Annotated in this window: 12 protein-coding genes; 5 read left to right on the top strand and 7 right to left on the bottom strand. The window is 64.4% G+C overall.

Features of this window, described 5'->3' with window-relative positions; translation table 11 throughout:
- Positions 1–31: 31 nt before the first annotated feature.
- From I7X43_RS00370 to I7X43_RS00400, 7 genes are all read right to left on the bottom strand, one after another.
- Entirely contained in the window at positions 32–730 is a 699-nt protein-coding gene (locus I7X43_RS00370; RefSeq protein WP_198098908.1) for a M48 family metallopeptidase, read from the bottom strand.
- Between the two features lie 11 nt (positions 731–741).
- The gene (locus I7X43_RS00375) at positions 742–1,521 is read right to left on the bottom strand and encodes a lysophospholipid acyltransferase family protein (protein WP_198098909.1); all 780 of its coding nucleotides are present in this window, start codon (positions 1,519–1,521) and stop codon (positions 742–744) included.
- Between the two features lie 15 nt (positions 1,522–1,536).
- On the bottom strand, positions 1,537–2,148 hold the full coding sequence (gmhB, locus tag I7X43_RS00380) for a D-glycero-beta-D-manno-heptose 1,7-bisphosphate 7-phosphatase (RefSeq protein ID WP_198099761.1): 612 nt from the start codon (positions 2,146–2,148) through the stop codon (positions 1,537–1,539).
- Between the two features lie 34 nt (positions 2,149–2,182).
- Positions 2,183–4,339 (bottom strand): glycine--tRNA ligase subunit beta, encoded by a 2,157-nt coding sequence (glyS, locus tag I7X43_RS00385; protein WP_198098910.1) that lies wholly within the window; start codon positions 4,337–4,339, stop codon positions 2,183–2,185.
- 2 nt (positions 4,340–4,341) lie between these two features.
- Positions 4,342–5,295 (bottom strand): glycine--tRNA ligase subunit alpha, encoded by a 954-nt coding sequence (glyQ, locus tag I7X43_RS00390; RefSeq protein WP_198098911.1) that lies wholly within the window; start codon positions 5,293–5,295, stop codon positions 4,342–4,344.
- 65 nt (positions 5,296–5,360) lie between these two features.
- The gene (gene lnt, locus I7X43_RS00395; RefSeq protein ID WP_198098912.1) at positions 5,361–6,854 is read right to left on the bottom strand and encodes an apolipoprotein N-acyltransferase; all 1,494 of its coding nucleotides are present in this window, start codon (positions 6,852–6,854) and stop codon (positions 5,361–5,363) included.
- A gap of 23 nt (positions 6,855–6,877) precedes the next feature.
- Positions 6,878–7,747, bottom strand: coding sequence for a CorC family transporter (locus tag I7X43_RS00400; RefSeq protein ID WP_198098913.1), 870 nt, complete (start codon positions 7,745–7,747; stop codon positions 6,878–6,880).
- 130 nt (positions 7,748–7,877) lie between these two features.
- Here I7X43_RS00400 and I7X43_RS00405 point away from each other — a divergent pair, with 130 nt between their 5' ends.
- The 5 genes from I7X43_RS00405 to hslU all read left to right on the top strand — a co-directional run bounded on the left by I7X43_RS00405 (position 7,878) and on the right by hslU (position 13,391).
- Positions 7,878–8,987 carry a CobW family GTP-binding protein gene (locus tag I7X43_RS00405; RefSeq protein ID WP_198098914.1) on the top strand — a complete coding sequence of 370 codons (1,110 nt, stop codon included), beginning with the start codon at positions 7,878–7,880 and terminating at the stop codon, positions 8,985–8,987.
- 101 nt (positions 8,988–9,088) lie between these two features.
- Complete coding sequence (gene dksA, locus I7X43_RS00410) at positions 9,089–9,604, top strand: RNA polymerase-binding protein DksA (RefSeq protein ID WP_310737498.1); 516 nt, start codon at positions 9,089–9,091, stop codon at positions 9,602–9,604.
- A 26-nt stretch (positions 9,605–9,630) separates the two neighbouring features.
- On the top strand, positions 9,631–11,370 hold the full coding sequence (locus I7X43_RS00415; RefSeq protein WP_198098915.1) for a hypothetical protein: 1,740 nt from the start codon (positions 9,631–9,633) through the stop codon (positions 11,368–11,370).
- Between the two features lie 141 nt (positions 11,371–11,511).
- Positions 11,512–12,057 (top strand): ATP-dependent protease subunit HslV, encoded by a 546-nt coding sequence (hslV, locus tag I7X43_RS00420; RefSeq protein WP_198098916.1) that lies wholly within the window; start codon positions 11,512–11,514, stop codon positions 12,055–12,057.
- Positions 12,054–13,391, top strand: a complete 1,338-nt coding sequence (gene hslU, locus I7X43_RS00425; RefSeq protein ID WP_198098917.1) for an ATP-dependent protease ATPase subunit HslU — start codon at positions 12,054–12,056, stop codon at positions 13,389–13,391. The genes hslV and hslU overlap by 4 nt, the downstream gene beginning before the upstream one ends.
- Positions 13,392–13,418: the final 27 nt, after the last annotated feature.

Consider the following 13,418-nt stretch of genomic DNA (forward strand, 5'->3'; position numbering starts at 1 on the left):
CCAAAAGGGGGAACCTTCTTAAGAAGGAGGCTCACCAGGGCGGCAACTGGACCTGTTTGAGTTCGGCCCGGGAGGCCCGGTAGTCGGGATCCAGCACCGCCACCCACGACCAGAATCGGGGGCTGTGGTTCATCTCTCGCAAATGCGCCACCTCGTGGGCCACAACATGCCGCAGCAGGTGGGGGCGAAGTTGAATCAAACGCCAGTGCAAGCTCAGCGTTCCCCGGCTGCTGGCACTGCCCCAGCGTCCTTTGGCATTGCTGAGTCGAATGGCCGGCGCGGGCAATCCCAAGCGCTGGGTGTGATCTTGCACGCAGGCCTGCAGGGCCGCCCGGGCTTGATCTTGCAACCACTTGCGCGCCATCCGCGTCCACGACTCGCCTGGCGGGCCGGGCAGGTGCAGTTGCGACGGAGCGCCCTCGACCCACCTCGGCACTTTTCCAGCCCCCTGCACCAGGAGGACGGGCTCACCGCGATACAGCAGGGTTTCCCCCGGAACCCCTTTCAGCCGCAGCGACTCCAAAGCATGGGCCCGCTGGCGGGCCTCCTGCCATTTGTGCTCGACCCAAGCCCAGCGAGCGCGCAGGACGGACTCCAAGTAGGCCTGGGACACCGCATGGGGCGCTCGCACTTGCAAGCCTTGGGCATCCACCCGCAAGCCAATCGACCGCCGCCGACTGCGGTGCACGACCCAGGGCACCCCGCCGAGCGCCGCCTCGGAGTTGGGCATGGGGTCCTGCATCAATGGCTGGGCTGCGGTGCGGGGGCCTGTCCCACCCCATTCCGGGAGGTGTAGGCCTCTGGGTCCAAACGCTGCATCTCCGACTCAATCCAGCGCTGAACTTCGGCCATCAGGCTGTCTGGCGAATGCCCTTGGGGCGCCAAAGCCGGCCCCACAGAGAGCACGTACTCGCCCGGTTGGAGCAGCAAACTGCGCCGGGGCCATACCCTGGCCGTAGCACAGGCCACAGGCTGCACGGGCAGGCCCGTTTCACAGGCCAACCGCGTCCCCCCCGTCTTGTAAGCTCCCACGGCCCCGCGGGGCACCCGCGTGCCTTCCGGGAACATGATGACCCAGGTTCCCTGCGCCGCCAGTCGTCGCCCTTGCACCACCACCTTTTGAAAGGCTTCTGTGCGGCGACTGCGGTCGATGTGCACCATGTCCATGCGCCCCAAGGCCCAGCCGAAAAAGGGGATGTAAAGCAATTCCTTCTTGAACACAAAGGCCAGCGGGTGCGGCATGTAAGCAAACAGCGCCAAGGTTTCCAGCGCGCTCTGGTGCTTGGCCAACACGATGACCGCCTCACGTCGCCCCTGAGGCAGACGATCCCAGCCTCGAAGCTGGACCCGCACGCCGACGATGCGGTGCAAGCCCCAGAGCAATACCCGGCCCCATGCCGAACAGAACCAGTACAACCGCGTCGAGCTCACCCACGGCGAGATCAACACCGCCGCAGTGGCCCAAGGCGCCAGGGTCACGAGGCCCCACAAGACGAAGAGCGCCGATCGTGCAGCGCGCATCAGCATGGACACGCCTCAGCCCCCTTCATACCCCGGGTTCTGCGCGTCTTCCTCCGCCGCCAGACTGCCACTTCGATCCGTGTGCAGCAGCCACTCCGCAAAGGCCGCCAAGTCCGCGTGCAGTCGCGCGCCCACCACCTCGCTGACCATGGCGTGGAGCCGTTCGTCATCAATACCCGCCAGCCGATCACCTTGCACCAGGTGCGGCACACAGCCGGCCGCAGCCGCCGTCTGCAGGTCCCTTAACGAGGCACCGACCATGTGAACGGTGGCCAAATCGGCGCCGAACCGCTCTCCAATTTGCTCAATCAACCCCGGCAAGGGCTTGCGGCAGGCGCAGCCCTCTTCAGGCGTGTGGGGGCAAAAGAACGCCGCATCCAAACGTCCCCCTTCGGCCTTCAGGAGCTCATTCAACCGCAGATGCACCGCATTGAGCGCGCTCATGTCAAGCAGTCCGCGGCCGATCCCTGGCTGGTTGGTGGCCAGCACCACGTGCCAGCCCGCGTGGTTCAACCGAGCCACCGCCTCCAACGCACCGGGCAGGGGCTCCAATTCCGCGGGCGACTTGACGTGGTCATCGCGGTAGCGATTGAGCGTGCCATCCCGCCCGAGGATCACCAGCTTCATCGGGTGGTGGGCAGGATGGTGGCTGTGCATGGTCTTACTGCGCCAACCGGGCCAACTCGGCCACTCGGTTCATGGCTTGTTGCAACGACCGCAACAGGGCCAAGCGATTTGCTCGGACCGCCAGATCTTCCGCATTCACCATGACCGCATCAAAGAACGCATCCACGGGCGCCTTGAGGGCCGCCAAGGCGCGCAACGAGCCGGTGAAGTCACCCTGCTCAAACAGCGGATCGGCCTGGGCCGTCGCGGCCTGCAGCGCGGCGGCGAGTTGCTGCTCCGCCGCCTCCTGCAGCAGCGCCGCATTCAGCGCCACCGGGGCTTCTTCGCTCTTCTTCAGGATGTTGCCCACGCGCTTGTTGGCCGCGGCCAGGGCCGGGGCCTCGGGCAGGGCCGCAAAAGCGCGCACCGCGGCCAGGCGCTTGGGGATGTCGCCCCACTGCGTCGGGCGCAACGCGATCACCGCATCCACCTCTTGGGCCGAGTAGCCCTGATCGCGCAGGGCACCGGTCAAGCGCTCGTAGGCAAAGTGCAGCAGATCGTCCTGCACCGTGGCGTGCGTCAGCATGCCGTCGGGGAAGGCGGCCACCCCGGCTTGCACCAGGGCGGGCAGGCTGAGCGGTAGGTTCTTTTCCATCAGGATGCGGATCACGCCGAGCGCATGGCGGCGCAGCGCAAACGGGTCCTTGTCGCCGCTGGGCAACTGGCCGATGCCGAAGAGGCCCACCAGGGTCTCCAGCTTGTCGGCCAGAGCCAGCACGGTGCCGGTGTGGTTGCGCGGCAGCGCATCGCCGGCAAAGCGCGGCTTGTAGTGGTCCTCGATCGCAATGGCCACGCCGTCGCGCAAGCCCTCGTGACGGGCGTAGTAGCCGCCCATGATGCCCTGAAGCTCGGGGAACTCGCCCACCATGTCGGTCAGCAGATCGGCCTTGGCCAGCTGGGCGGCCTGCTGCACCTTGCTATCCAGCACCTCGAATTCGTCGCGCGCCTCGACGGTGTAGGGCACGGTGGCCATGCGCAGCTGGTTGACGATGGCGTGGGCAATGGCGCGCACCCGCTCGGCACGTTCGCCCTGGCTGCCCAGCTTGCCGTGGTAGACCACCTTGGCCAGACCGGGCACGCGGTCGGCCAGCTTCTTCTTGCGGTCTTGGTCGTAGAAGAACTTGGCATCGGCCAGGCGCGGGCGCACCACACGCTCGTTGCCCTGGATCACCGCACTGGCGTCCGCGGGGGCGATGTTGCTGACCACCAGGAAGTGCTGGGTCAGCTTGCCCTCATTGCCCTTGGACACGTCCAACAGCGGGAAGTACTTCTGGTTGGCCTTCATCGTCAGGATGAGGCATTCCTGCGGCACCTCCAGGAACTCCTTCTCGAACTGGCAATGCAGCACATTTGGGCGCTCAACCAGGGCAGTGACCTCGTCCAGCAGGGCCTCGTCGTCGATGGGTTTGAGACCCAGCTTGGCCCCCGCGGCCTGCAGTTGACGCTGCAACTCGGCGCGGCGCTCGACGAAGCTGGCGATCACGGCGCCGCGGGTCCTCAGCGCTTCGGCGTAGTGGTCGGCGTGTTCGATTTCCAGGCGCGGCTCGGCGGCCTCGAAACGGTGGCCTTGCGTGTGGCGGCCGGATTGCAGGCCCAGCAGGCTGACCGGAACGACCGTGTCGCCATGCAGGGCGATCAGGCTGTGCGCCGGGCGCACGAAGTGCACATTGCTCCAGCCATCCGCCAGCTGGTAGCTCATCACCTTGGGGATGGGCAGTGCCTTGAGCATCTCGTCCAGCGCCTGCTGCAAGCCTTGGGCCAAGCTGGCGCCGGGCTGCACGGTGTTGGCGAACAGAGCCTCGGCCTTGCCGTCCAGCGCGCGCTCCAGCGGCGTGTCGGCGGCGAGACCTGAGGCAGCCAGCTTTTTCAGCAGGGCCGGGCTGGGCTGACCGTCGGCCGCGAGGCCCACGGCGACAGGCATCAGCTTGATGCGCAAGGCCTTTTCAGGTGCCTGCTCCAGCACCTGGGTCAGGTGCAGGCCGAGGCGGCGCGGCGAGGCGAATGAAGTCGCCACCGCGCCTTCGGCCACCAAGCCTTGAGCGCGCAGCGCCGTTTCGATCAACTGAGCGAAGCTCTCGCCCAATTTCTTCAGCGCCTTGGGCGGCAGCTCTTCGACAAACAGTTCGACGAGGAGGTTTTGCGTCGTGCTCACGATCAGGCCGCCTTCTGTTCTTTTTGTTTCTTGGCTTCGATCTGGGCGACCACTTCATCGGCCCAGGCTTTGGGCGCCATCGGGAACCCGAGGCGGGCGCGGCTGTCGACGTAGCTTTGGGCCACCGCCCGCGCCAGGTTTCGGATGCGGCCAATGTAGGCCGCGCGCTCCGTCACGCTGATGGCGCCGCGCGCGTCCAGCAGGTTGAAGGTGTGACCGCACTTGAGCAGCTGCTCGTAGGCCGGCAGGGCCAACTGCTGCTCCATCAGGTGCTTGCTCTGCTTTTCATGCGCGGCAAAGGCCTGCAGCAGGAAGTCCACGTCGCTGTGCTCGAAGTTGTAGGTCGACTGCTCGACCTCGTTCTGGTGGAACACATCGCCGTATTTGATCGCCGGGCGCCCGTTCTGCGCTTCCACATAGACCAGGTCGTAGACCGATTCCACGCCTTGCAGGTACATGGCCAAGCGCTCCAGGCCGTAGGTGATCTCACCCGTAATGGGCCGGCAGTCGATGCCGCCGACCTGCTGGAAGTAAGTGAACTGGGTCACCTCCATGCCATTGAGCCAGACCTCCCAGCCCAGGCCCCAGCAGCCCAGCGTGGGGTTCTCCCAGTCGTCCTCGACAAAGCGGACGTCGTTCTTCTTCAGGTCGAAGCCCAGGGCTTCGAGCGAGCCCAGGTACAGCTCCAGGATGTTGGCCGGCGCCGGCTTCAAGACCACCTGGAACTGGTAGTAATGCTGCAAGCGGTTGGGGTTCTCGCCGTAGCGACCGTCCTTGGGGCGGCGGCTGGGCTGCACGTACGCGGCGTTCCAGGGTTCGGGGCCGAGCGCGCGCAGGAAGGTCGCGGTGTGGCTGGTGCCGGCCCCCACCTCCATGTCATAGGGCTGTAAGAGCGCGCAGCCCTGGCGGGCCCAGTAATCCTGTAGGCGAAGAATGAGTTGCTGGAAGCTCAGCATGGTGGAACCAATCCGTCGAGGGGCCGCACACGAGCGCACAGCCGAGAGGGGCGAATTCTAGGGATCTAAGGCCGCGCAACGGGCCGCCCGGGTGGGTTCTTCGCACGTCGGCGCCATACGCCGCCCAGCGGCAACAAAGCCACAGCCCAGAGCGGCGCCAGGCCCAGGGTCGCCAGCCAGCGCGCATAGGGGGTCACCCCTAGGCGGCCTTCGGGCGTGACCGACAACTGCCCCGAGACCTCCGCCGGCAGGCGAGCCCGAATCACACCGCGGTGATCCACCCACGCCGTGGCCCCCGTGTTGGTGCTGCGAACAATGGGGCGCTGGAACTCAAGCGCCCGCATTTGGCTGAACTGCAGATGCTGATCTTGAATAACTCGGGGGCCGAACCACGCCAGGTTGCTGGCATTCACCCAGATGGTGGCGGCATCTGGCCCGTCCAGCGCGCTGGCCACGACGTCTTCTCCAAACAAATCTTCGTAGCAAATCAGCGGGCGCAGCCGTTGCCCGCCGACAACCCAGGGCTGCTGATGCCGCCCCGTTTCTTGGTCGTCCATGGGGATATTGAGCGCCCGCACAAACCAGCCAAAGCCCGGTGGAATGAATTCACCAAAGGGGAGCAAGTGGCGCTTGCCATAGGCGTAGACCGCCTGCCCCTCCTGAAACCCCAGCAGCGAGTTGACCCACCCCTCAGCGTAGGAACCTCGGAAACTCCCCAGCAGCAAGGCGCGCCCCTGACTGGCTCGCGCCACCCGGTCTTGCTGCTCCGGCGTCATCAACGACAAGGGAACGGGCAGCACCGATTCGGGCGTGATCACCACACCGGTAGGGGCCGCCTCTATTTGCAAGAGGAGGGCATCGAACTGCCGGTCCATCCAGACGGGATCGAACTTTTGCGCCTGCGCCACGTTGGGCTGCAGCAAGGTCAACGACACCGTGCCCTGGCTCTCTGTGAACTCCTGAGGCAAGCCCCAGCCCCCCACCGCAACAGCGAGCGGCCACAGCGCAAGGCCCCACCTTCGGTCGCGAACGTCCAACCCCGCAGCGGCCATCCACGCGGCGAGGAAACCAATCCCGTACACCCCAATCCACGGCGCCCATACCGACCAGAGTCCCGCCGTGTGCGCATACCCCGTCGCGATCCAGGGGAATCCAGTCCACCACGTTGCACGGGCCAATTCGCCCAACAGCCAGCACGACGCAAAACTGATGGCCGCCCATCTCGGCTTCAGCCGCGGGCGCAGCCCCACCCAAAGGGCCAGCGCCCCGGCCGGGTACAGCGCCAAAAAGGCAAACAGCCCCAAGAGAGCCAGGCCGGCCAACGGCGGCGGCAGCCCACCAAAGTCATGCAGCGAGATGTACAGCCACCACAGGCCCGAACCAAACCAGCCCAGGCCAAACCAGAACCCCTGCCAAGCCGCCGTTCGAATCGGTCGCCCGTCGGCGCTCGCCTTTGGCGGCAGGCTCAACAACAAGGCCAGCAGGGCCGCCGGCTGGACAAACCACCAACCCCACGGCGCAAACGCCAGGACTTGTCCCCCCCCGGCGATCAAAGCCACAAGGGGACGCCACCACCCGGGCCTCACGGCGTGGGCTCTGCGGCGTCGCGGGTGACCTTGAACCAGCGAACCGCGCCACCGCGGGTCAGCATCACGGTGAAGCGCAGCCCCTGAAACACCACGGTCTCCCCGCGACGCGGCACGCGGCCATGCTCGTGGGCGATCAAGCCCCCAATGGTGTCGAAGTCTTCGACCGGGAGGGTCAGACCAAAGGCTTCGTTCACAGCATCAACCTGCGCATCGCCCGCCACCCGCTGGCTGCCGTCGGCCAGGGTATAGACGCCACCGTCGGCATCGCGCTCGTCAAACTCGTCTTCGATTTCGCCAACGATTTCTTCAAGCACATCTTCGATGGTCAGCAAACCGGCCGTGTTGCCGAACTCGTCGATCACCAGCGCCAAGTGGTTTCGGTTGGTGCGGAAATCCCGCAGCAATTCATTCAGGCCCTTGCTTTCCGGCACAAACACCGCGGGCCGCAACAGCGCCCGCAAATTCAATTCCGGTGCGCGTTGAACTTTGAGTAGATCCTTGGCCAACAAGATGCCCAAGATCTGGTCTCGACTGCCTTCAAACACGGGAAACCGCGAGTGCCCGGTGTCAATGACCGTCGCGAGCAACGATTCGTACGACGCCTCGATGTCCAGCCAATCGATGCGCGGGGCCGCGACCATCACGTCGCCCGCCGACAACTCGGCCATGCGCAGGACGCCTTCCAGCATCTGCCGCGACTCCGGTTCGATCAATTCGCGGTTTTCGGCTTCCGCCAAGGTTTCCATCAGCTCGGACTTGGAGTCCGGCCCTGGGTGCAAGAACTCCAACAGACGTTCCAGCAGGGTTCGAGGCTCTTTCGGGGAGCCTGGTCGTGAGGTTCGACCCGAAGCGGGTTCAGACATAGCGCACGGGACGGCAGGGCCCCGCATCAGCCAAAAAGGGCGGTAAGGATAGCGGAACGGCATCCCAACCCTTGTGTTTGCTGCTTACGCCCCAAAATAGACCGTTTTCCCGCACCCCAACCTGCTCACCATGTCCGAAGCCACCACGCCCCTCATCCCCGCCACCATCCTTACGGGTTTTTTGGGGGCCGGCAAAACCACCTTGCTGAAACGCGTGTTGTCCGAAGCCCACGGGCAAAGGATTGCCGTGATCGAGAACGAGTTTGGCGAGGAAAACATCGACAACGACATTTTGGTCGCCGACACCGAAGAGCAAATCATTCAGATGAGCAACGGCTGCATCTGCTGCACCATTCGCGAAGATTTGCGCTCGACCCTTTCCGACTTGGCGGCCAAGCGGCGCCGGGGGGACATCGCGTTTGATCGCGTCATCATCGAAACCACCGGGGTGGCCGATCCCGGTCCCGTCGCCCAGACCTTCTTCATTGACGATGAAATTGCCGAAAGCTATGTCCTGGACGCCATCCTGACCTTGGTCGATGCCAAGCACGCGCAATCCCAGCTTGACACCCGCCAAGAGGCCCGCCGTCAGGTGGGCTTTGCCGACCAGATCTTCATCAGCAAGAGTGAGTTGTGCGACGCCGCCGACGTCGACGCCCTGGCACACCGCATCAAGCACATGAACCCGCGGGCGCCACAGCGCAAGGTGCACTTTGGCGACGTGCCGCTCGGCGATGTGCTGGACTTGCGGGGCTTCAATCTGAATGCCAAGCTTGACATTGACCCAGACTTTTTGAAAGCCGAGGACTCCAGCCCCGCTCACGGCCCGGACTGCGGGCACGATCACGTCCATGGCGAGCACTGCGCCCATGGGCATGACCACGGACACCACCACCATGCCCACGGTGACTCCTGCAACCACCCGCACCACCATCACCACGACGACGACGTCAAGAGTTTTGTCTACCGCTCGGATCGCGCCTTCAACCCCGCCAAACTGGAGGATTTCTTGGGTGCCATCGTGCAGGTCTACGGGCCCAAGATGTTGCGGTACAAAGGCGTGTTGAACATGAAAGGCACGGATCGCAAGGTCATCTTCCAAGGCGTCCATCAGCTGATGGGTTCCGATCTCGGCCCCAAGTGGGCCCCCGGTGAAAAACGCGGCAGCAAAATGGTGTTCATCGGCATCGAACTGCCGCGCGAAGTCCTCGAACAAGGCCTAGACGGCTGCCTGGTTTGAGGGTAATCATGGGGGTGGGTGCTGACTACAATCCCGCCCCCGAATCGACCTCAGACGTCGTATAACCCCATTCGTGCACGACCGCCCAAGGAGACCACACGGTGAGCAAGACCCTGACCCCCAAACCCGCAGCGAGCCCAGCCGCCAAGGCTCCGGCCAAGGCGGCCAAGGCGGGCGGCAACGAGGCTTGGCGCAACAAGCCCGGGCAAGAGCTGACCGACGCCGAAGTGCTCGGCATGCCCGAGAGCGAGTACATGAGCGACCAGCAGATGGTGTTCTTCCGCGCCAAGCTGGAGGCACTGCGTGAAAGCATCCTGTCCAACGCGGGCGAGACGACCGAGCATCTGCGCGAAGACACGACCATCGTTCCGGACCCCGCCGACCGCGCCACGATTGAAGAAGAGCACGCGCTGGAGTTGCGAACCCGCGACCGCGAGCGCAAGCTTTTGAAGAAGATCATGCAGTCCATCGCCCGCATTGACTCGGGCGATTACGGCTATTGCGACGAAACCGGGGAGCCGATCGGACTGGGCCGACTGATCGCCCGTCCAACGGCCACACTGTCGCTGGAAGCCCAGCAACGGCGTGAGATGAAGCAAAAAATGTTTGGCGATTGATTTCGCTCCATTGACCAAAGGCGCGCATGTCCGACGACCCGAAACAATCGGAAAGCTTCCTGCGAAAGGTTGCGCGCTTTGTCGCCAATCCCACCACGGATTGGAAGGAAATCAACTCTCGCCAGGATGACCCGGAAAGCGAACTGGCGCGGGCTGAACTCAAGGCCATGATTGAGCGCAAGCGGCGCAACGACTTCGTCCGCAAGCGCGAGTTCGACATGCTGCGTCGCTTGCGGCGCGAAGGCCTCACCCCCGAGCAGTTGGCGGCCGCCGGTGCCCAAGCCAACTCGGTCATGGGCGAGGGCGAGCGGCCCAGCAGCGAAATGAGCAAGGACGAACAGGGGGCCGTTCGCGACAAGATCAACCTGATCGAGCAGGAGATGGCCAAAGAGGGCTTCCGCCCCTCGTCGGCCCCGCGCCCCAAGCAGGCGAGCGATGTTCCGGACTTCGGTGCGACGACCACGAACGCCGCGCATTTCGCCCCAACCCAGCCGGCCGCCAATCTGGAGGGCGGGGCCCCCACCAGTCCAGCTGCCGATGCGGATCCCAGCAATTTGCTCACGCTGCCGCCGCTGGAGTTGGGCCTCAACTTGCCCGAACTCTCCCAGGCTCAGCCCACCGCGGTGGAGCCCGATTTCGAGTTGGTGCTGGATGCCTCACCACCCTCTGAGCAACAAGAACTCGAACATGACCCCGAATTGGACGAAGCCGTCATTGCCTTCGCCAATGGCGACAACGAGACGTGCGAGCACAGCCTGACGGTGTTGACGCAGCAAGGCGGTGCGCGCCACGGCCATGCCGACACCTGGATGGTGCGGTTCGACTTCTACCGCGCCACGGGACAGCATCAGCCTTTTGAGGCCCTGGCGCTCGACTACGTCCACCTCTTTGGCTTGTCCGCGCCGCAGTGGTTCTCCATTCCGAAGATGATTGCGGACAGCCGGCGCCTGCAGGAGCGCCCGGCGCCCGCCGCATCGGCCACCGCCAGCACGACCTGGACCTCACCGGCCGTATTCGACCTCGACGCCCAGGCCCTGCTGAAGAAACGCTGCGACTCCGCCCCGCTGCCCTGGGTGTTTGACTGGAGTGCGGTTGAGCGCATTGAGGCCGAGGCCCGTGAACCGCTCACCGACTTGATGCGTGCGTGGGCCAAGCAGCCGATTGAGATGCGCTGGCTACAGGCCGACCGGTTGCTCAGTCTCCTGAATGAGGCCACACCGGTGGGCGAGCGTGATGTGGACACGGGCTGGTGGATGCTGCGGCTCGAAACCCTGCGTGTCCTGAATCGCCCGGATCAATTCGATGAAGCGGCGATTGACTATTGCGTCACCTACGAAGTCTCGCCGCCGTCTTGGGACATGGCGCGCTGCAAGGTGCGCGGGGGCAGCGGCGGCCATTCCACGTTGGGCCCACCCAGTCAGGCCTCGGGCGATGGCGGTCTGGCGTTCCTGGATTCCACGACGATGGATGAGGGGGACGGCGGCCAGGTTGCCCACCTGGAAATGTCCGGGCAACTGGTGGGCGACATCACCGAGATGCTGCGCAGCATGACGGCCCAAATCGGCGGCGCCGTTCAAGTGCAAGTGGCCTGCCCCAAGCTGCTGCGACTGGACTTCATCGCCGCGGGTGATTTGCTCAACTGGGTGCTGAACCAGCGCAGTGAAAATCGGACCGTGGTGTTTGTCGATGCCCACCGCCTGGTGGCCTTGTTCTTCGGCGCCATGGGCATCAACGAGCACTCGCGCATCAAGATTCGGGCGGTCTAAAAGCCCCCAGTCTCCCGCTGCGAGGCCTGGACCGCCCGCAGCCTCCTCCACCTCTCAAAGGACCCGCGCCCCCTTAGGGCGGCCCTACGGGCGGTCGCCCCGCGCTAAGCTCTGTCTGACACTCTCTACCCCTCCAATCCCATGAGCGATTCCCCTGTCTTCCACGGAACGACGATTCTTTCGGTGCGCCGCCAGGGTGTGGTCGCGCTGGGCGGCGATGGCCAGGTGACGCTGGGCAACATCGTGGTCAAAGGCAGCGCGCGCAAGGTGCGCAAGCTGTACCGCGATCAAGTGTTGGCCGGTTTTGCGGGCGCCACGGCCGATGCCTTCACGCTCTTTGAGCGTTTTGAGTCCAAACTAGAAAAGCACCAGGGGCACCTGATCCGCGCTGCCGTGGAGCTGACCAAGGACTGGCGCACCGACCGCGTGCTGCGCCGCTTGGAAGCCATGCTCGCCGTCGCCGACCGCGAGCACAGCCTCATCATCACCGGCAATGGGGATGTCTTGGAGCCTGAAGAGGGGGTCGTCGCCATTGGCTCGGGCGGGGCCTATGCGCAAAGCGCGGCCTTGGCCCTGTTGCGGCACTCCGAACTTGGGGCGCAAGACATCGTCAAGAGCGCACTCACCATCGCCGGTGATCTGTGCATCTACACCAACCAAAGCCACACGATTGAGGTGCTCTCGTGAGCAGCATGACGCCGCAGGAAATTGTTTCCGAATTGGACCGCCACGTGGTCGGTCAATCCCAAGCCAAGCGTGCCGTGGCCATTGCCCTGCGCAACCGCTGGCGGCGCCAGCAAGTCGACGGCGCCCTGCGCAATGAAATTGCCCCGAAAAACATCTTGATGATCGGCCCCACGGGTGTGGGCAAGACCGAAATCGCCCGCCGCCTGGCCAAGTTGGCAGATGCCCCCTTCATCAAGGTCGAGGCCACCAAGTTCACCGAGGTGGGCTATGTGGGCAAAGACGTCGACAGCATCATTCGCGACCTGATGGACTTGGCCGTCAAGCAGGAGCGCGAGGCCCAGATCAAGCGCCACCGCATGCAAGCCGAGGATGCGGCGGAAGACCGCATCTTGGACGTTCTGGTTCCCCCGCCGCGCTCCAGCAGCCTGGGTTTCGGCGAAGAGCCCGCCAAGGCCGACAACACGGCCCGACAGGTGATGCGCAAGCGATTGCGTGAAGGCGCGCTGGACGACAAAGAAATCGAGTTGGACCTGAACGAGCGCCCACCCAGCATGGAAATCGTCGGGCCACAGGGAATGGAAGAGGTGGCCGAGCAGCTCAAGGGCCTGTTCGGGCAGATGGCCGCGGGCCGCAAGACCTCGCGCAAGCTCAAGATCAAAGAGGCTTTGGCCGCTTTGATTGAGGAGGAGGCGGCCAAGCTCGTCAACGAGGACGAGATCAAACACGCCGCCCTCACCAAGACGGAGCAAAACGGCATTGTTTTCATCGACGAAATCGACAAGGTCGCATCCCGCGCGGAGCATGGGGGCGCCGACGTCAGTCGGCAGGGCGTGCAGCGGGATTTGCTGCCCTTGGTCGAAGGGACCACGGTCAGCACCAAGTACGGCATGGTCAAGACCGACCACATCCTGTTCATCGCCAGCGGGGCCTTTCATCTGGCCAAACCCAGTGACTTGATTCCCGAGTTGCAGGGCCGCTTCCCGATTCGTGTCGAATTGCAGTCGCTCAGCGTGGCAGATTTCGAGGCGATTCTCACCAGCACCCATGCCAGCTTGATCAAGCAGTACCAAGCCCTGATGGCCACCGAAGGCCTCACCCTGGACTTCGCCCCCGAAGCCATCCGTCGCATCGCCCAGATTGCCCACGAAGTGAACGAACGCACCGAAAACATTGGTGCCCGTCGCCTGGCGACAGTCATGGAGCGCCTACTGGAGGAGGCCAGCTTCGACGCCCCCAATCGAGGTGGTCAAACCCTGGCGCTGGATGCCGCCCTGGTGAACAACCGCCTGGGCGAATTGGCTCAGAATGAAGACCTGAGCCGTTTCATTCTCTGACCCGGCTCAAACTCCCCCAAAGCAAAA

Origin of the sequence: Inhella gelatinilytica (assembly GCF_016093295.1) — a bacterium.
In the GTDB taxonomy this organism is placed as follows: Bacteria; Pseudomonadota; Gammaproteobacteria; order Burkholderiales; family Burkholderiaceae_C; genus Inhella; species Inhella gelatinilytica.